Source organism: Streptomyces sp. NPDC050549 (assembly GCF_040655035.1).
Classification (GTDB): domain Bacteria; phylum Actinomycetota; class Actinomycetes; order Streptomycetales; family Streptomycetaceae; genus Streptomyces.
Genome location: NZ_JBFAJD010000064.1, coordinates 1 through 19,174, shown reverse-complemented (window position 1 = coordinate 19,174; position 19,174 = coordinate 1). Strand labels below are relative to the sequence as shown.

Below are 19,174 nucleotides of genomic sequence, written 5' to 3'. Positions count from 1 at the left end.
CACCGAGCCGCCGCTGGCCCCTGATGGGCTTGTGGTGAGGGTCGTCAACAAGGCCGGATACGAGATGACGTTCGACTTCGCCGAACTGCCCGTCGCCGAGGCGATGCAGCGGTCACTGGCCGCGGTCTTCGCGATCCGGTCTGCGGGCTGGAACAGTCACGAGACCGCACGGGCTTCTTGGATCACGGTGAAGGTGTTCGGGCGCTTCGTCGCCGAGCTGGAGCATCCCCCGCAGGACCTAGGGGACTTGACGTCCGCCATGCTCAAGCGCTGGCGCGCGGGGCATATCGGCACCAACAGTGGCAAGAGCGTGCTGCGTCAGGTTCGGCCCCTGCTGCGGGCGGATCCGCGGCTGGCCGGCGGGCCGGTGGGAGAGGAACTGGCCCGGCGCATCCCGAAGACCGTGCCGATCAAACAGTCGTACGGGAAGGAGGAGCGGGAGCGGGTCCTGCTGGTGGCCCAGCGGCAGTTTCGAACGGCTCTGCTGCGGATCCGCGAGAACACCATCCTGTTGGAGAGGTGGCGGGCCGGTGACCTGGCGGAAGGCAGCCGCGACTGGCGCCTCGGCCAGGTGCTCGATCACCTTGCACGGACCGGCTACGTCCCGCACACGGTCATGCCGAGCGGGGAGTTCGTGAAGAACCACAAGCTGCTTGGCGGCACGAGCCCGGAGAACACCTGGGGCAGGCTCTTCCTGTCCCGTTCCGAACTCACTGCGTTGGGCGTGCTGTTGACTGACCGGTTCGGCTGGAACCTGTCCGTCTATGACCGGCTGCCGGCCCCGACCACGGCCCCGTCTGCCGGATCGACGGCCACGGTGACCTATCAGGTTCAGATCGAAAAGCGCAGGCAGGGCGGAGGCCGGTGGTTCTCCACGGAGAACATCACCGACTCCGGGGCCGACTCCTCCGGCAGGCTGATCACTCAGGCGCTGGAAGCCACCGCGCACGGACGGGCGCTGGTTCATCGTCTCGCGCCCGACAACAACCTTTTGATGGTTGCGCGGATGCACTACCCCAAGCGGAGGCACCAGCGCACGGAACGGCCCCGCCCGGTGGGCCCCTGCGCCTTCGGCATCGGCAACGGTGACGCCCAGCTTTGGTGGACCACGCATGAGCTGGGCGGATCTCCGTTCCAGCGGGCGCGCAGAACGACGGTGACGCGGGAAGGCCGTCCCCTTCAGCACAGCCAGGGCGCCCATCAGAGCATCTACGTGCTGCCCGATGAGCATGTTCAGCGCGCATCGCGGAGCGTCTTCGAGGCCGGTGCCCGCGAGGCCCTCGAACAGGCCCAGGCTGCGGTGTTCGCCGGCGATATGGCCGCCGCCCCGGACCCTGACCACGAGCAGACCGTGACCGCGGACTGCGCGGATGAGACCTCCAGCCCCTGGCCCGACGCGGAGGGCGGCTGCGGAGCGGACTTCCTGCTCTGTTTGGCCTGCCCCAACGCCCGTGTTCACCCCGGCCATCACTCCCGGCTTGCTCACCTGCACCAGAAGGTGCACAGCCTTCAATCCGTCCTGCCGGAATCCTCCTGGCACGAGCGGTGGAGCGAGCACGCATTCCGTCTTGAGGACCTGCGCGACAAGGTCGGCCCGGCGGCTTGGAGTGCGGCTCTCGCCCGCGTGAACGACGAGGACCGCACCCTGGTCCACCTCCTGGTGAAGGGAGATCTCACCCCATGACCACCGTCGGCACCGTTGCCGAAATCGATACGTACCTGCTGGCCATGCCCGCACCGGGCAGCCCCGTGGTGCTGCCCCAGTGGATCAGCCGCGGCAACACGCACCCGAACTCCCGCTATCAGGAGCCGATTTGGTCCATGGCCCCGCTCATCGACAACCCCGGAACCGGTCTGGTCAAACTCCACTGGAAGAACTGCCCGGGACCTCTGCGTGACCAGGTGAAACTCGCCGCCTGGACGATGATCAACGGCCAGCTGCGGCCCACCTACCTGCAAACCCGAGGAGTCCAGGCCCGATCCCGGTCGGGCGGCACGGACATGCTCGCCACCTGCCATGAATGGATGCGGCTCGCCCGCTGGCTGCACGAACGCCAGATCACCAGCTTGGCCGCCTGCACTGAGACGCAGTGGCGGGCCTACGCGAGCGAGCGCCTGGGCCAGGTGTCCCGTGACACCGCGGCGATCATCTGTGTCCGTTTGGCGAACCTGTGGGCGTTCGACCAGCTCAGCGCCCGTCCTTCGGGCATCGCCCGCCCTCCGTGGGAAACCGAAGGAGTCGACGACTTCCTTCCCCCAGTCGGTACGGCCGGCGGCGGGGAGAACGCGACGGAGCCGCTGGACCCCCGGGTGCTCGGTCCGCTGCTGATCTGGGCCATCCGGTTCATCGACGACTTCGCCGACGACATCCTGGCGGCCTGGGCCGAACGCCGCCTGGTCGCCGTTGCCGCCGCCACGAAGGCTGCGCCGGCCGGATGGGCCGCGCTGGAGGAGTGGCTGCTGCCCATGGCGCGGGCCGGGCACCCCCTGCCGACCAACTCGGGGAAAAGCGAGATCCAGGTGGCCACCACCTACATTGCCGCACTCGCCGGCTCCAACCGCGGCCAGGTTTCGAGGTTCGTCAAGCAGCACGGCCTCGCAGAGATCGCCGCAGAGCGGCCAGGGCCGTGTCCGCTGCGGGGGCCGGTAACCGGACGGATCAACGGCAAGCCATGGCGCGACCACGTGGACTTCAACGAGGCCGCAGAGTTGATGAAGCACTTGGGCACAGCCGCGACGATCACCCTGCTCTACTTGACCGGGATGCGCCCCCAGGAGGTGCAGGGACTGCGCTCCGGCTGCTGTCCCGACCCCGCACCCGCTGCCGACGGCACGGACGGACGGCACCTGATCCACAGCCACCACTACAAGAACGTCACCGACGACGACGGCAACCACATCTCCGCCGGTGAAGTCCGCCAAGTGCCATGGGTCGCGATCACCCCGGTCGTTCACGCCATCCGCGTGCTGGAGCGCATGGTCCCGGAGAGAGAGCTCCTCCTCAGCACCGCCCACCACGAGTTCCATTCCCGCCACGGCCACGCGGGCGCGCTGAAGAAGCACACCTTGACCTTGCGCATCGAGTCCTTCGTGAACTGGGTAAACCGCGAGGCCGGGGTGCAGGGCCTGTCGGACCAGACCATCCCCGAGGACCCCAACGGCGCGATCGGACTGGGCCGGTTCAGAAGGTCTCTGGCCTGGCATATCGCCCGCCGTCCCGGCGGACTGGTCGCGCTCGCCATTCAGTACGGGCACATGCGCACCGTCCTCGATGGCCGCACCTCCAGCGGCTACGGCGCCCGAGGCCGCGGCGGCATTCACGCCATCCTCGACGTCGAAACGGCCCTCGCCGCTGCCGATACCGCTGCCCGACTGCGTGACCGCGTCGCCGCCGGAGAGAACGTCTCCGGGCCGGCCGCTCGCCGAGCCCTGACCGCCGCCGCCCACACCCCTCGCTTCGAGGGCCGCATCGTCCCCCGCACCTTCGCCAGGAAGGCCAGCACCTTTTTGGCCCGCGACGGCATCGTGCTCTACGACAACCCCGACGCGTTCCTGATCTGCGCCTTCAAGCACGACAACGCGCTTTGCGAACCAGAGCCAGGTGCGACCGCCCCACGGCAATACGACTGCCGACCCGGCTGCGGCAACACCGTCCGCACTGACGCCCACGCCCGACAACTCCGCGAACGCGCCGAGGAACTCGACCAGCTCGCCGCCCACGCCCCCGGCCCGGTCAGTAAGCGTCTACGGGCCAACGCCAACCGGCTCCGCGAAACGGCCGACACCCACGACAGCACCGCGCACCCTGCGGCGGAGGCCCTCACGTGAACCAGCAGCACCAGGACGAGCGCGTCCGCATCCGCGAGGCCATGGACCGACTCCTGACCGGACAGGCCACCGCTTCCAACGGCAGCCTCACCGTCGTCGCCCTCGCCGCTGAGGCCGACGTCCACCGCATGGCCCTTCTCAAACGGCACGTCGACCTGAAGAACGAGTTTTACGAACGCGTCCGCGCCGAGACCCACCAAGTTCCGGAGGCCGAGAAACGACTCCGGGACACCGTCACCAAGCTCAAGAAGACCATCACCAATCAGAGAGCCGAGATCGAAGAGCTCCGCCAGCAGGTGACCAGGCTCACGCTCGCCAGCGCCGTCCTTGCTCAACAGAGTGACGATCAATCGAGGCGCGAGCCCGTTCCTGACAATGTCGTCCCGTTCCCCCGACCAACAAGCTGACGGGAGGGCGAGATCAGCTGTTACCGACCTCCCGCGCCACGCGCTCCAGTCTGCGCCGGTGGTCCTCCCGCCATGCCTGATCGCCTGGTGGCATGTTGTCTTTGCCCTGCAAATACCCGACGGATCCGTCGATGAGCTCCCGCACGATGTCGGCGTGGCCGGCATGCCGCTGGGTTTCGGAGACCATGCGTACCAGGATGTGGTGCAGTGTCACCTCTCGGCGTTCCTCCGGCCACCACGGGACGTGACCGATCGCGTCAAGCGTCAGCGTCCCGATCGTGTTGTTGGAGTGCCCCCACGCCTGGTGATACAGCCCCACGATCTCTTCGCGAGACTCGTCTGCAGAGGCCCACATATCCGATTCGGGTTCTACGTCCTCCGTATACCACCAGGCCGGCGGCTCTTCGTGGAAGAACGGCCGCCCGAACGTGTCGCCGAAGTACCCCAGCTCCATGCTGGCGACATGTTTGACCAGCCCCAACAGGTTCGTGCCCGTGGGAGTCAGCGGGCGACGGACGTCGTATTCCGAGAGCCCGTCGAGCTTCCACAACAAGGCATCGCGCGCCTCTTGCAGGTATCGGAGAAGGTCCGCTTTCGGATTCGGTTCGATCATGCCGGGCAGTCTTCCACTCAGCACTGACAACCAGGCTCTACGGGACAACACAGAACGCTGCTTCAAGGCCTGCTTTGCGACACCCGAGACACCGCCTTGGGCGAGTTGACTGTCACTCGGTTCCAAGCGGCGTTCGGTAATCTCCCGGCTCTCGTCCAGCCTGCAGTGACACTGAACAGAAGAACTTGACAGGGAACGTGACCAACGCTCTGTCCGCCGCCGCCGCGGGATTCGGCACCGGCCTCTCGCTCATCGTCGCCATCGGCGCCCAGAACGCCTTCGTCCTGCGCCAGGGCATCCGCCGCGAGGCGGTCCTCGCCGTCGTCGGCATCTGCGCCCTGTCCGACGCCCTCCTCATCGCGCTCGGCGTGGGCGGGGTCGGCGCGGTCGTGGTCGCCTGGCCGGGCGCGCTCAAGGCGGTCGGCCTGATCGGAGGCGCGTTCCTGCTCGTCTACGGCGTCCTCGCCGCCCGCCGGATCTTCCGGCCCGCGGCCCTGCACGCCGAGGGCGGGGCGACCGGCTCGCGCCGCCGGGCCGTCCTCACCTGTCTCGCGATGACCTGGCTCAACCCGCACGTCTACCTGGACACCGTCTTCCTGCTCGGCTCGATCGCCGCCGACCGCGGCCCGCTGCGCTGGACCTTCGGACTCGGCGCCGTGTGCGCCAGCGTGTGCTGGTTCACCGCGCTCGGCTTCGGCGCCCGTGTGCTCAGCCGCTTCCTCGCCAAGCCCTCGGCCTGGCGGGTGCTCGACGGTCTGGTCGCCGCCATGATGATCGGCCTCGGCGCAACTCTCGTCGCCGGAACATGAGATCACGGATTCGGCAGCCACAGCAGGTGCTGCGATAGTGAACCCTGGTCGATTAGATGTAGCGAGCAACCAGGAAGCCAGTGGACACCAGCGAGAGCACCGACAGCGGTACCGAACCCGAGGCCGAGAAGGAAGCGGAACCCGCGACCGGACCCCGGCGCGGCTGGCGCCGCTGGGCGATGGACACCCGCCCGCTGCGCATCCCCGCCTACCGCCGCCTGTGGTCCTCGACCGTCGTCACGGCCGTCGGCAGCCAGCTCACCGCCGTCGCCGTGCCCAAGCAGATCTACGACATCACCGGCTCCTCGGCGTGGGTCGGCGCCGCCAGCATGGCCGGCCTGCTGCCGCTCATCGTGTTCGCGCTGTGGGGCGGGGCGATCGCCGACAGCATGGACCGCCGCAAACTGCTCCTGATCACCAACAGCGGCATAGCGGTCACGTCGGTGCTGTTCTGGCTCCAGGCTGTCGGCGGGCTCGAATCGGTGGCCGCGCTGATGCTGCTGCTTGCGATGCAGCAGGCCTTCTGGGGCCTCAACGCGCCCGCCCGCAACGCCTCCATCGCCCGTCTGGTCCCCGCCGGGCAGCTGGCCGCCGCCAACGCCCTCGGCTCGACCGTGATGCAGACCGGCCAGGTCGTCGGACCGCTCCTCGCGGGCGCCCTCATCCCGGTCATCGGCCTGCCCGAGCTGTACCTCATCGACGCGCTGGCCCTGTGCGTCACCCTGTGGGCGGTCGTCCGGCTGCCCTCGCTGCCGCCCCTGGACTCCGCGACCCCGCGCCGCGCGGGCTGGCGCGAGGTCGTCGCGGGCTTCCGCTACATCTCGCTGCACAAGGTGCTGCTGCTGTCCTTCCTCGCCGACATCATCGCGATGGTCTTCGGCATGCCGCGCGCCCTGTTCCCGCAGCTCGCCGCCCAGACCTACGCGCCATACGGCGAGGGTCTCGCGCTCGGCCTGCTGTTCGCGGCCATCCCGATCGGGGCGGTGGTCGGCGGGCTGTTCTCGGGCACGTTCTCGCGGGCGCGGCGGCACGGCTGGATGGTGATCGGCGCGGTCGTCGCCTGGGGTGTGGCCATCACCGGGTTCGGGCTGAGCAGCAATCTGTGGATCGGCGTGGTGTTCCTGGCCGCCGCCGGGGTCGCCGACATGGTCTCCATGGTGTTCCGCGGGGCGATCCTGCTGTCCGCCGCCACGGACGAGATGCGCGGCCGTATGCAGGGCGTCTTCACCGTGGTCGTCGCGGGTGGACCCCGCCTGGCCGACGTCCTGCACGGCACGGCCGGCTCGGTCTTCGGTCCCCGTACGGCGGTGGCCGGCGGCGGCATCCTGGTCGTGGTCATCATGCTGACCCTGGCCTTCACGGTCCCGGCGCTGCGCCGCTACCGCATCTGAGGGTGCCCTCAGACCGGCCGGTGGAGCGTGTAGTGCTCCATCAGCTTGCCCCGGGTCAGTTCCAGCCGGTGCGCCAGGATCTCCGCGACGATCCGCACCAGGGAGAGCCCGAGCAGCGGATCCTCCACGCACAGGGCGAGAACGGCCGCCGCGTCGAACTCGTAGGCCCGCACCGCGCTGAACGCCTCCGCGCCGAAGTCCCACTGGTAGGGCGGGAACAGCCACGACCAGCCGAGCAGGTCGCCGGCCCCGAGAGTGCCCACCGTGACCCGCTGCTGGGGTGTCACCCGCTGGTCGAGAGAGACCGCGCCGGAGCGGATCACCCAGAAACGGTCGGCCGTGCCGCCCGCCTCGAAGATCCTGGAGTCCTCGGCGAACGACACCTCCTGCGCGAGCTCCATCAGCCGTTCGCGCTGGGCCTGGGGCAGGGCGGTCAGCAGTTTTATCGCTTTGGTCATGGCACGGGGCTCCTCGCCGGCAGCGGTTCCGGAATTCTCCCTACGCCCATTTCAGCCGCTGTCGACGTCCCGGGCACCTCGGGGGACGGAATCGGGGCATGAAAAAGCCCTGGCTGGACGGGGGAGACCAGCCAGGGCCGTTAAGCGGTGGCGGCGGAGGACGGTACGGTCGACTCCGTGACCACGTATGAATGAACCGTAAACCATCAGCGGGCATTTCGTACCCAGCTGAACCGGTCGCGTGACCGGTTTCACTTCGCGGGACGCCGGCCCGGTGCCACGATCTCGTCCAGAACCCGTAGAACGGCCTCATAGGCCACCTCCCGCACGGCGTCGCCCCGTTCCGACCACGCCCGCGCCTCCTGGGCGGCGAAGGCCCGGGCCCGCTGGATGCGCCGCAACAGTTCGTCCGAGTCCACGACATCAGTCATGCCTGACGCCTACCCCGGCGCGCGGACTTCACTTCGCGGGCGCCGGAATCGGCACGCCGAGCGGGCGGGCCAGGCCGACCACGGCCTCGTCGAGGCGCTGCAGATGCCGCAGCACGCGGTCGGTGACCCGGCCGTAGCGCGGGGTCCCGGGGGTGCCGGGCCGCAGCAGGGACGCGATGCTCGGCCCGGTCTCGATCAGACCGACAGCGTCCCCGTCGGCCACATGCGCACCGATCACCCCGATGTTGTGCACGATCCGGCGCCCCGCCTCCCGCAGCCGGGGATCGGCCGCGATCGACGGATGCGTCGGCAGCAGCTCGGCGGTCGCCGCCAGATACCGCGCGTGATAGGCGCAGGTCTCAAGCAGCGCCACCACGTACCGGGCCGTGTCCCGGCGCGCCCGCAACGGCGTGATCGGGTGCGTCAGCGGCTGTGTGGAGGCGCTCAGGTCGGCCAGCGCCTGATCCAAGTCCCTTGCCTTGTCGAGGAGTTCGGTCGGGACTCCACCGCTGAGCTGGTCGACGGCGGCCTCGGTGACGTCCGTGAGCCGCGCCAGCACCGTCCCGAGCAGTTCGTTCGTACGGCGGTCCGTGTGCACCGGCAGCACCAGAGCCGCCGCGACCACCCCGCAGGCCGCGCCCAGCGCCGTCTCCTCGACCCGCAGCACCAGCACCGACGCGCTGTAGGTGTGCAGCAGCGTGTAGAGCAGCCCCAGCATCGCGGTGACGAAGAAGGACATCAGGGTGTACGACAGCGGTGCCGTGTAGAACATCGCGAAGATGAACAGCAGGACCAGCGCGAACGCCGTCCATGTGTGGTGTCCGACCAGCCCCGCCAGACCGATACCGGCCACGACGCCCAGGACCGTGCCGAGCAGCCGCCGGTAGCCCTTGACCAGGATCTCGCCCGTGGACGAGGTGTTGAGGAACACGATCCAGCAGGTCAGCACCGCCCAGTACCAGCGCTGGCTGGACAGGAACTCGCCGCCGATGATCGCCAGCGACGACCCCACCGCCACCTGCACGGCAGCTCGGGTCGTCGGCCGCCGCAGCCCGGTGCGCTCCGCGTCCTCCCGCTCGGCCTCCTCGCTGCCCGCGATGGCGACGTCCTCCGCGTCCAGCTCCTCGCGCGAGCGGGTCGTCGCGGGCGTGTCCTCGGACTCGTCCTGCGGCCCGTCCACGGCGATCCGCAGCCCCAGCACGGCACGCGCGGCCTCACCGATGCCCCGGAACACGTCCTGCACGGCGTCCGGGGCGGGCGGCAGGTTCTCCTCCTCGCGATAGCCCAGCAGCCGGTTGCGCACATGGGCCAGCCCGGTGCCCGAGTCCGCGCCCACGGGCCGCAGGACCAGCAGGCGCAGCGCCTCCAGCTCGTGGCGCAGCGTGTCGGTCGTCCCGTCCCGCACCGGCAGCCGGTCGGCCGACGGGACGGGCGCGCCCGGCAGATGCAGGGTCAGGGTGTGCCCCCGCTCGGCACTGCGCGCGGTCAGCAGCAGGAGCCCCAGCCGCTCGGCGGCGATCTCCGCGTCGGCGATACGCCGCTGCACCAGCCGCGCCACCGCCTCGTCGGAGGTCCCGTCCTCCAGCCGCCCCTGGATCAGCAGCGCCGTCTCGTGCAGCCGCGCGGTCCCTTCCCGCACGTCGTCGAGGGCCTTCTCCATGTCGTCGGGACCGGCGTCGAGCAACGCGAGCTGCGCGGCGACCAGTTGGGCGAACCGCGCCCGGAACGCCCGCCGCAGCCGGTCCAGCGTTCCCGTGGGCGTCTCCGGCACCAGCGCGAACCGCACCAGCGCGCTGCACACGAAGGCCACGCCGATCACGCCGTACAGCCGAGGCAGCGCGGAGACGGTCACGCCGACGAACAGGGACAGGAAGTAGATCTGGAAGCCGATCAGACCGAGCGCGGTGCCGCGGTCGCCGAAGCGGCGGCTGTAGACCGCGCCGAAGATCAGCAGGACGAAGAAGACGTCACCGGCGACCACCCGCGAGTTCAGCAGCGCGCTCAGCGACACCGAGGCCAGCGCCACCGGCAGGCCGAGCGCGAGCGTCACCGCCTGCCGCGCGCGCTGCTTCTCGCGGATCGCGAACGTGGAGACCATCGCCGACATCGCTCCGGCCACCAGATGCGGCACCGAGGCGTGCAGCAGGGAGAGCACGGTGAGCGTGAGCGCGATCGAGGCCACCGTCCGCAGCCCGGCCGTCAGCCGCAGCAGTCCGGGATCGGACGCCGCGACGCGATACCGCATCCGTGCCCACGCCGCCCGTCCCGCTGCCCTCACGCCGCCGTACTCTCCCCGGGTTCATCTCAAGATCCGTACCACCGATGCTACGGCTCCTGGGCCCCGGACCTTTCGACCTGGTCCCGCACCTGCTCCGGCGAGAGATACGAGTCGGTGTACTCGAAGTCCTTCAGCGTGGCCGGTTTGCGGGCCTGGAAGCCGGTGCGCACGAAGTCGTCGCCGGCCAGCGCGTTGAGCGTCCAGTTCGTCGCGACGCGGACCTTGGCGACGTTGGTGCGCAGTGCCGCCCAGTGATAGCCGCGGGCGGCGAACTGGGCGGGCAGGCCGCGCAGTTCGATACCCAGCGGTTTGGACACCGCGTCCGTGCCGCCGAGGTCCACGACCAGCCCGAGGTCCTTGTGGACGTACGGCTTCAGCGGCTGGTTGCGCAGGGTCGCGATCACGTTGTCGGCGACCACCTTGCCCTGGCGCATCGCGTGCTGCGCGGTCGGCGGGCAGATCGCGCCCTTTCCGCCCTTGGCCTCGTCCGGTACCGCGCCGGCGTCGCCGAGCGCGAACACCCCGTCGTGTCCGGGGAGGTTCATGTCGGCGGTGACCGCGAGCCGCCCCCGAATCGTTTCCGCGCCGAGCGTGGCGATCAGCGGGCTGGCGACCACCCCGGCCGTCCAGATCAGGGTCCTGGTCGGCACCACGCGCCCGTCCGTGAAGGTGACCTCCTCCGGCCCGGCCTTGGCGATGGAGACACCCAGGGAGATGTCGATACCCCGCTTGGTCAGGATCTCCTGCGCGCTCTTGCCGAGCTTGTCGCCGAGCTCGGGCATCAGCTTCGGCGCGATGTCGATGAGATGCCACTTGATCAGACCCGGGTCGATCCGCGGGTAGCGCTTGACCGCGGCGTGCGTCAGCTTCTGCAGACAGGCGGCCGTCTCGGTGCCGGCGTATCCGCCGCCCACCACCACGAACTGCAGCCGCGAGGCCCTCTCCGCCGGGTCGTCGCTCGCGTCCGCGAGGTCCAGCTGGGTGATCACGTGGTCGCGGATGTAGGCGGCCTCGGCGAGGGTCTTCATCCCGAAGGCGTTATCCGTCAGCCCGGGGATGTCGAAGGTGCGCGTGATGCTGCCGGGGGACAGCACGATGTAGTCGTAGGGCTCGTTGACGATCTCGTCGTTGATCGTGCGGATCACACAGACCTTGGCCTTGAGGTCCACACCGATGGCGCCGCCCGGGATGATCCGGGTGCGGTACTTCTTGCTGCGGCGCAGCGAGACGGCGATCGACTGCGGGGTCAGGACGCCGGAGGCGACCTGGGGCAGCAGGGGAAGATAGAGCTGGTAGGAGAACGGCGTCACCAGGGCGACGTCCGCCTCGTCGGTGTTCAGTTTCCGTTCCAGGCGGCGAACGCACTCCACTCCTGCGAAGCCTGCGCCAACCACCAGGATCCTCGGTCGTGTCACGGTGTTCATCCCTTCTGCGGCTCCAGGCGGTATGCCTCGACGCCGTACGCCTGCCCCTGGATCGCTGCTTCGCACACCAACATCGATCCCACCGTGCCGGGAGCCGTTCCGCCAGCTGAGCGCGGCAGGCAGACGAACGCGTGGGCACCAGCATGCCCCGCCGACGCCCGGCGTACGCCCCGGGCGCATGAACAAATGGCGTACGTGAACCGGCCTCGACCCGCTCTTGGGCGACTGCTCCGGACCGTAGAGTGCACGCCATGTCGCACACTCAGCCCGAGCCGGGGTCCGGCTTCCGCACCCAGAACATCGATCCCGGCGGCGTGCCACGGCTGGTGGCCGCGCTCGACATACAGGAGACCAATCCCGGCGTACGACGGCTGCGGGCCTGGGCACACGAGGCGCTCGCCCCGCGTGACGGCGAGAGCGCCCTCGACATCGGGTCCGGCACCGGCTCGACGACTCGTGAACTCGCCGCGGCGGTCGGCCCGACGGGGTCGGCGCTCGGTGTCGAGCCCAACCCCGGGCTGCGGGCCGTCGCCGAGGAACGCGCCGCCGAGGCCGGCAACCCGGCCCGCTTCACGGACGGCGACGCGCTGTCCCTGCCCGTGCCCGACGCCTCCGTGGACGTCGTCTGGTGCGAACGGGTGCTCCAGCACCTCGCCGAACCGGACAAGGCCGTCGCCGAGATGGCCCGTGTGCTGCGTCCCGGCGGACGTGTGGCCCTCCTCGACACCGACTGGGCGACCACGATCCTGCACCCCGGCGACCCGGAGATCATGGCCGCGCTCACCTCGGGCGCCCTCACCGGCGCCGCCAACCCCTACGCGGGACGCCGGCTCGTCGGACAGCTCAGCGCGGCCGGCTTCGCCGTCGACGACCGCGGCTCGCAGGCGCTGCTCCAGGACCACCGGTCGGTCGTCTGGCCGCTGATCCGCATGCTCGGCGAGTCCGCGGTGCGCCGCGGCGCACTCACCGAGGCCCAGCGCGACCGCGCCTACGCCGACCTCACCGAGGCCGCCGAGCAGGGCGCGCTGCACATGTCCGTGACGATGTTCGCGGTCGTCGCCCACCGCCCGGAGTGACCTCCGCCCGGTGACCTCACCGGAACACGTTGTCCGCGTCCTCCCACCCCGAGACCTGCTCCTCCACCGTCGGCAGTCGCGGGGCACGCGCGCGGGCCTGGTACATCGCGTCGATCTCGAACGCGTAGTGCCGCACGATCGCGTCCCTGCGCAGCTTCATCGACGGCGTCAGCAGCCCGCCGGCGACGTCGAACGGCTGCGGGAGCACCCGGAACACCCGGATCGACTCGGCGCGCCCCACCGGGCTGTTGGCTGCTGCCACGGCCCGCGTGATCTCCTCCCGCAGCGCGTTCTCCTCACGCGCCTCCCGGCCCCGCGCGTCGCTCTGCATCGCGAGACCGGCCTGCCAGTGCGCCACGAACTCGGGGTCCAGAGTGAGCAGCGCCCCCACACAGGGACGGTCGTCGCCGACCACCACCGCCTGATGGATCAGGGGATGCATACGCAGCCGGTTCTCCAGGGCGGCCGGTGCCACGCTCTTGCCGCTGCTGGTGATGATGATGTCCTTCTTGCGGCCGGTGATCGTCAGATACCCCTCGGTGTCCAGCCGCCCGATGTCACCGGTCGCCAGCCAGCCCGCGTGCATCGTCGCCCGGGTCGCCCGCTCGTCGTTGATGTAGCCCTGGAACACCGAGGGACCGTGCACCAGGATCTCGCCGTCCTCCGCGACCCGGATCTCGGTGCCGGGCAGCGCCTGCCCCACGGTGCCGATCTTCTCCCGCCCCGCCGGCTGCATGGTGATCCCGCCCGCGGTCTCCGTGAGCCCGTAGCCGTCGTGCACCATGATGCCGATGCCCGCGTAGAACAGGGACAGCTCACGGTTCAGGGGAGAGCCGCCCGAGGTGCCGCCGACCACCCGGCCGCCCAGGCCCGCGCGCAGCTTGCGGTACACCGTCCGCTCGAACACGGCGTGCTGCAACCGCAGATCGAGACCGGGGCCCGAGCCCCGGCCGAGTCTCAGCCGCTCCTGGGCCGCCGCGAACTCCCGCGCGGTCGCCGCGGCCCGCTCGAACAGCGCGCCGCGGCCCAGCTGCTGGGCCGTCCGCAACATGTTCTTGTAGATCTTCTCGAAGACCGACGGCACGGCGTAGAGATAGGTGGGCCGGAAGGAACGCAGCCCCGACACCAGCGCGGCCTCGGTCATCTCCGGCTCGTGGGCCATCAGCCAGCCGCCGCGCGTGCACAGGCCCTGGATCATCAGGCCGTACACATGGGAGAAGGGCAGGAAGGCCAGCACGGCCGGCTGTTCCCCCTGGGGCGCCGCCGTGTTCGGCCAGCCCGCGAGCAGCGTGTCGCAGGGGCTGGCCAGGCTGCGGTGGCTCAGCGCGCACCCCATGGGGCGGCCCGAGGTGCCCGAGGTGTAGGCGACGACCGCGGTCGAGTCCGGCATCACGATCCGGCGCAGCGAGTCCACCGTGGTCTGCGGGATGTACGTGCCCCGCTCCACGAGTTGGGGCAGCGCCCCGGAGTCCAGCTGCCAGACGTGCCGCAGCAGCGGCAGCGCGGCACACACCGTGCCGACCGTCATGATGCCCTGCTCGTCCTCCACCACCACGGCCACACAGTTGGCGTCCCGCAGTATCCACTCGACCTGCTCGCGCGAGGACGTCGGATGGACGGGCACCACCTCGGCGCCGACGGCCCACAGGGCGTGGCTGAGGACCGTCCACTCGTAACGGGTGCGGGCCATGATCGCGACCCGGCTGCCCGGCGAGATCCCCGAGGCGATCAACCCCTTGGCCACGTCGACGACTTCGTCCCGCAGTTCGACGGCCGTCACTTCCTCCCACACCGTGGAGGAGGGGTCGGGCCGGCGCGCGATCAGCGGAAGGGTGGGGTTGACGGCGGCGGTCTCGAAGATGCTGTCGGCGAGGCCGCCGGTCAGAGTGGACAGGGTGGAGGTGGGGGGTGGAGCGACGGCGAAGTCGCGCATGCGCTGCTCCTGGGTTGTACGGGGCGTGACTCTGCCGATCATTGCTGTTATCGACGGTGCTCGAATGTAGCCCAGGTGTGACCGATTGGTGAGGGGAACAGGGAAGTGCCCTTGCGGAGTTCGGTGGTTGAGTGGAACCGACCTGACAAAGCGGATGTACGAGGACGTCCTCGGTATCCCGCAGCGGTCGGGCTCCGGAGTCCCGCAAGGGTCTGCGGCAGCACCGTCCTGCCCGCGCCGCCGCTGCCCGCGATCACCGTGAGCTGTCCTGCCCCGCCCCGACCTCGAACGACACATCGTTCAGCACCCGCCCTGCGCCCCGCACCTCCTGCGTGACGACCCGCAGCATGTCACGCCGGTGTCAGCCACACCGTCGCCAGTGGCGGGAGGGTGAGCCGGAGGTGGCCGTCCTCCGGTTTGACCGGGTCGGGGTTGGTGACATCGCTGCCTCCGTAGGCGGCGGAGTCGCTGTTGAGCACCTCGCGCCAGGCCGGGATGTCGTCCGGGACCCCGAGACGGTAGTCGTGGCGCACGACGGGGGAGAAGTTGCTGACGGAGAGAAGCGGAGTGCCCTCGGCGTCGAACCTCAGGAACGCGAAGACGTTGTCCTCCGCGGCGTCGCCCAGCACCCAGCGGAAGCCGACGGGCTGTGTGTCGAGCTGCCAGAGAGCGGGTGTGCGGCGGTAGAGGGTGTTGAGGTCGCGGACGAGGTTCTGGACGCCCCGGTGGTCGGGCTCGGCGTCGTAGGCCGGGTCTAGGAGCCACCAGTCGGGGCCGTGGGATTCGGACCACTCGGCGCCCTGGGCGAACTCCTGGCCCATGAAGAGGAGTTGCTTGCCGGGATGAGCCCACATGAACCCCAGATACGCCCGGTGGTCGGCCCGCTGCTGCCACCAGTCGCCGGGCATCTTCGACACCAACGAGCGCTTGCCGTGGACGACTTCGTCGTGCGAGATGGGCAGCACGTAGTTCTCGCTGTACGCGTACACCATCGAGAAGGTCATCTCGTGGTGATGGAACTTGCGGTGGACGGGCTCGTGCGTCATGTAGCCGAGCGAGTCGTGCATCCAGCCCATGTTCCACTTTAGCCCGAAGCCGAGGCCCCCGGTGTCGGTGGGGCGGGTCACGCCGTCCCAGGCGGTGGACTCCTCGGCGATCGTCACGACACCCGGCACCCGGCGGTACACGGTCGCGTTCATCTCCTGGAGGAAGGCGACGGCATCCAGGTCGTCGCGCCCGCCATGGACGTTCGGGGTCCACTGGCCCGAGTCGCGCGAGTAGTCGAGGTAGAGCATCGAGGCGACCGCGTCCACGCGCAGGCCGTCGATGTGGAACTCCTGGCACCAGTAGACGGCGTTCGCCACCAGGAAGTTGCGCACCTCGGTCCGCCCGAGGTCGAATTCGTACGTCCCCCAGTCCGGATGCTCGGCCCGCCGCGTGTCCCCGGGCTCGTACAGCGGCTCCCCGTCGAACCGGGCCAACGCCCAGTCGTCCTTGGGGAAGTGTGCCGGCACCCAGTCCATGATCACGCCGATGCCGGCCCGGTGGAGTGCGTCGACCAGGGACTTGAAGTCGTCGGGGGTGCCGAGACGCGCGGTCGGGGCGTAGAAGCCGGTGACCTGGTAGCCCCAGGAACCGCCGAAGGGATGCTCCGTCACCGGCATGAACTCGACGTGGGTGAAGCCCAGATCGTTGACGTACGCGGGGAGTTGTTCGGCGAGCTGGCGGTACGTCAGGCCCTGACGCCAGGACGCCAGATGCACCTCGTACACGGAGAACGGCGCCTCGTGGACCGGTGTTTCCGTCCTGCGGGCGAGCCACTCCGCGTCGTCCCACTCGTGGTGCGAGGCCGTCACGATGGACGCCGTGGCGGGCGGCACCTCCGTACGGCGGGCCATCGGGTCCGCCTTGAGGAAACGGTCACCGTACCGGGAGGTGATCTCGAACTTGTAGCGCGCGCCCTCGCCCACCCCCGGAAGGAACAGCTCCCACACCCCCGACGAACCGAGCGACCGCATCGGGAAGGCCGTCCCGTCCCAGGAGCTGAAGTCCCCGACGACACGCACCCCTCGGGCATTCGGCGCCCACACGGAGAAGCGGGTGCCGGCCACTCCCTCGTGCGTCATCGGCTCCGCGCCGAGCGCCTTCCACAACTCCTCGTGGCGCCCCTCCCTGATCAGGTGCAGGTCGAGATCGCCGAGTGCGGGAAGGAAGCGGTACGGATCGTCCACCTCGTGCTCGTCGCCCTCCGCGTACGACACCAGCAGCGTGTAGGCCGGGATCGCGTCGAGCGGCAGCACACCGGAGAAGAGGCCGCCCCCTTCCGAGACGAGCGGGTTGCGCATGCCGTCGGCCACGACACTCACGGCATGCGCGTACGGCCGCAGCACCCGGAAGCCGATCCCACCCGGAAGCGGGCGAGCGCCGAGCAGCGCGTGCGGGTCGTGATGGGCGCCCGACAGCAGGCGTTCGCGGTCGGCCGGGTCCAGGGGAGGGGACACGGCGGGACCGCCCGCCTCCGAAGGTGAAGTGTCGCGCAGGGCCACGGAGTTCAGCCTCCTCGGACGGCGAGTCGCTCGATCGCCGCCATGGGTACGGGAAGCCAGTCCGGGCGGTGTCTGGCCTCGTACAGCACTTCGTAGACCGCGCGATCCGTCTCGTAGGCGCGCAGCAGGGCGTGCTTGGTGCGGGGGTCCCAGCCGGCCCGCGCCGCGTAGCCCGCACAATAGGCCTCCCGGCAGCGGCGCGCCCACTCGGGACGCCAGGGACGGCGCTGCCGGGCCGCGTAGTCGAAGGAACGCAGCATGCCGGCGATGTCCCGCACCGGGGACTGCGCGCTGCGCCGCTCGGCCAGCGGCTTGGACGGCTCGCCCTCGAAGTCGATGACGAACCAGTCGTGACCGGCCTGCAGCACCTGCCCGAGATGCAGATCGCCGTGGATGCGCTGGGCGGGCGGCCCGGCGTCACGGCCCACCAGCGCGCCGAACGCGGTCCGCAGCCCCGGCACGAACGGCCGCAGCGCGGGAACGGAGTGCGCGGCCGCTTCCAGACGCTCGATCATCGCAGTCGCTGTCCCCGTCACCGTCTCCGTACGGTCGATCTCGGCGACGGGCTCGCCGCCGGACGGAAAAGCCGCGGCCAGCGCGAGATGGACATCGGCCGTGGCCTGTCCCAACTCATGTGCCTCGGTGGTGAATTCGTCACCGGCGGCGAGTGCGCGCAGCGCCAGCGCCCAGCCGTCGGAGGCGTCCGGCAGGAACGGCTGGAGCACACCGAGCGTCGCGGCCCGCGGCTCGGCCGTCCGGAACCACGCCACTGGCGCGGGGACCCGAGTGCAGCCCTGTGCGGCCAGCGCCCCCGGCAGTTCCAGGTCCGGGTTGACGCCGGGCTGGATGCGCCGGAACACCTTCAGGATGAACCGGTCGCCGTACACCAGCGAGGAGTTGGACTGCTCGGCGTCCAGCAGCCGGGGCGCGAGTCCGGCGGGCACGGACACGGACGGGTCCGCCTCGAAGCGCAGGGGACCCGCCGTACCGGGATGCCGCAACCGGTCCAGCAGCAGTTCCGCCGACCGCGGGTCCTGCAGGGCGTCGTACACCGCGAAACCGGCCAACGGACCTTCGTGCACGCGGCCGATGAAGGCCCGCGCGAGCCGCGGCGAGACGTGTTCCTGTACGCCGAGCAGGAGTTGGTAGCAGTCGCCGGGCGGGGGAGTGCCGCCCGGTGCGGGAACTCCCGTGTGGGAGGCGTGCACCAGCAGATGGAGACAGCCCGGGAACAGTTCCGTGGTGGAGAGCACGCCGAGGTCGGCCACCGGCCGGTCCTTGCCGGCGAACCAGCGCTGCCCGGGCAGCCATTCACGCAGCAGCCCGGCGAGTGTGGTCGGCGGCCGGTCGACGGTGGGAGTGCTCAGTCGGAGGGGTGCGGTCTTCGGCATGGTGACGCGTCCTTTCGCGGGCACATCCTCAAAGTCGTCGGCCGTTGCGGCGGGAAGCGGCTCGCGAGAGCCGGAACCAGTAGAAGCCGTGTCCCGCGAGCGTCAGCAGATACGGCAGTTCACCGATCGCGGGGAAACGCACCCCGCCGATCAGTTCCACGGGATGCCGGCCGTCGAACTCCCGCAGATCCAGCATGGTCGGCTGCGCGAACCGCGAGAAGTTGTGCACACAGAGCACGAGGTCGTCCTCGTACTCGCGCAGGAACGCGATCACCGCCGGGTTCGACGACTGGAGCTCCGTGTAGGAGCCGAGGCCGAACGCCGGGTTCTGCTTGCGGATCTCGATCATGCGGCGGGTCCAGTGGAGCAGCGAGGAGGGCGACGACATCGACGCCTCGACGTTGGTGACCTGGTAGCCGTAGACGGGGTCCATGATCGTCGGCAGGAAGAGGCGCCCCGGATCGCAGGAGGAGAAGCCCGCGTTGCGGTCGGGCGTCCACTGCATCGGGGTGCGGACGGCGTCGCGGTCGCCGAGCCAGATGTTGTCGCCCATGCCGATCTCGTCGCCGTAGTAGAGGATCGGCGAGCC

General features: G+C 70.0%; 15 protein-coding genes. 6 read left to right on the top strand and 9 right to left on the bottom strand.

Features of this window, described 5'->3' with window-relative positions; genetic code table 11:
• Positions 1-187: 187 nt before the first annotated feature.
• The 3 genes from AB0I51_RS45250 to AB0I51_RS45240 are packed head-to-tail and all read left to right on the top strand — an operon-like array spanning position 188 to position 4,235.
• The gene (locus AB0I51_RS45250) at positions 188-1,684 is read left to right on the top strand and encodes a hypothetical protein (RefSeq protein WP_362984839.1); all 1,497 of its coding nucleotides are present in this window, start codon (positions 188-190) and stop codon (positions 1,682-1,684) included.
• Positions 1,681-3,828 (top strand): integrase, encoded by a 2,148-nt coding sequence (locus AB0I51_RS45245; protein ID WP_362984837.1) that lies wholly within the window; start codon positions 1,681-1,683, stop codon positions 3,826-3,828. Before AB0I51_RS45250 ends, AB0I51_RS45245 begins: the two co-directional genes overlap by 4 nt.
• Entirely contained in the window at positions 3,825-4,235 is a 411-nt protein-coding gene (locus tag AB0I51_RS45240) for a hypothetical protein (RefSeq protein ID WP_362984835.1), read from the top strand. Before AB0I51_RS45245 ends, AB0I51_RS45240 begins: the two co-directional genes overlap by 4 nt.
• A gap of 13 nt (positions 4,236-4,248) precedes the next feature.
• On the opposite strand, the gene AB0I51_RS45235 is transcribed toward AB0I51_RS45240, so the two are convergent.
• On the bottom strand, positions 4,249-4,848 hold the full coding sequence (locus AB0I51_RS45235) for a DinB family protein (protein WP_362984833.1): 600 nt from the start codon (positions 4,846-4,848) through the stop codon (positions 4,249-4,251).
• A 197-nt stretch (positions 4,849-5,045) separates the two neighbouring features.
• Between AB0I51_RS45235 and AB0I51_RS45230 the strand changes: the two genes are divergently transcribed.
• Together AB0I51_RS45230 and AB0I51_RS45225 are read left to right on the top strand one after the other, a co-directional pair.
• Complete coding sequence (locus AB0I51_RS45230; RefSeq protein ID WP_362984831.1) at positions 5,046-5,657, top strand: LysE family transporter; 612 nt, start codon at positions 5,046-5,048, stop codon at positions 5,655-5,657.
• An 80-nt stretch (positions 5,658-5,737) separates the two neighbouring features.
• Entirely contained in the window at positions 5,738-7,048 is a 1,311-nt protein-coding gene (locus AB0I51_RS45225) for an MFS transporter (protein WP_362984829.1), read from the top strand.
• An 8-nt stretch (positions 7,049-7,056) separates the two neighbouring features.
• On the opposite strand, the gene AB0I51_RS45220 is transcribed toward AB0I51_RS45225, so the two are convergent.
• The 4 genes from AB0I51_RS45220 to AB0I51_RS45205 all read right to left on the bottom strand — a co-directional run bounded on the left by AB0I51_RS45220 (position 7,057) and on the right by AB0I51_RS45205 (position 11,639).
• A complete protein-coding gene (locus AB0I51_RS45220; protein WP_362984827.1) occupies positions 7,057-7,506 on the bottom strand; it encodes a cyclic nucleotide-binding domain-containing protein in 450 nt (149 codons plus the stop codon).
• A 251-nt stretch (positions 7,507-7,757) separates the two neighbouring features.
• Entirely contained in the window at positions 7,758-7,937 is a 180-nt protein-coding gene (locus AB0I51_RS45215) for a hypothetical protein (RefSeq protein WP_362984825.1), read from the bottom strand.
• 28 nt (positions 7,938-7,965) lie between these two features.
• A complete protein-coding gene (locus AB0I51_RS45210) occupies positions 7,966-10,182 on the bottom strand; it encodes an FUSC family protein (RefSeq protein WP_362984859.1) in 2,217 nt (738 codons plus the stop codon).
• Between the two features lie 80 nt (positions 10,183-10,262).
• Complete coding sequence (locus AB0I51_RS45205) at positions 10,263-11,639, bottom strand: NAD(P)/FAD-dependent oxidoreductase (RefSeq protein ID WP_362984823.1); 1,377 nt, start codon at positions 11,637-11,639, stop codon at positions 10,263-10,265.
• Positions 11,640-11,890: 251 nt separating this feature from the next.
• On the opposite strand from AB0I51_RS45205, the gene AB0I51_RS45200 reads away from it, so the two are divergent.
• Positions 11,891-12,715, top strand: coding sequence for a methyltransferase domain-containing protein (locus AB0I51_RS45200; protein WP_362984821.1), 825 nt, complete (start codon positions 11,891-11,893; stop codon positions 12,713-12,715).
• Positions 12,716-12,731: 16 nt separating this feature from the next.
• Here AB0I51_RS45200 and AB0I51_RS45195 read toward each other — a convergent pair whose 3' ends face one another.
• The 4 genes from AB0I51_RS45195 to AB0I51_RS45180 form a co-directional block, all read right to left on the bottom strand.
• Entirely contained in the window at positions 12,732-14,648 is a 1,917-nt protein-coding gene (locus AB0I51_RS45195) for an AMP-dependent synthetase/ligase (RefSeq protein ID WP_362984819.1), read from the bottom strand.
• 350 nt (positions 14,649-14,998) lie between these two features.
• Positions 14,999-17,194: a 1,4-alpha-glucan branching enzyme gene (gene glgB, locus AB0I51_RS45190; protein WP_362984817.1), complete on the bottom strand. Its 2,196-nt coding sequence runs from the start codon at positions 17,192-17,194 to the stop codon at positions 14,999-15,001.
• Positions 17,195-17,199: 5 nt separating this feature from the next.
• Entirely contained in the window at positions 17,200-18,585 is a 1,386-nt protein-coding gene (locus AB0I51_RS45185; RefSeq protein ID WP_362984815.1) for a maltokinase, read from the bottom strand.
• 28 nt (positions 18,586-18,613) lie between these two features.
• Positions 18,614-19,174: alpha-glucosidase C-terminal domain-containing protein (locus tag AB0I51_RS45180; protein WP_362984813.1), on the bottom strand; the 561-nt coding region annotated here is incomplete at its 5' end.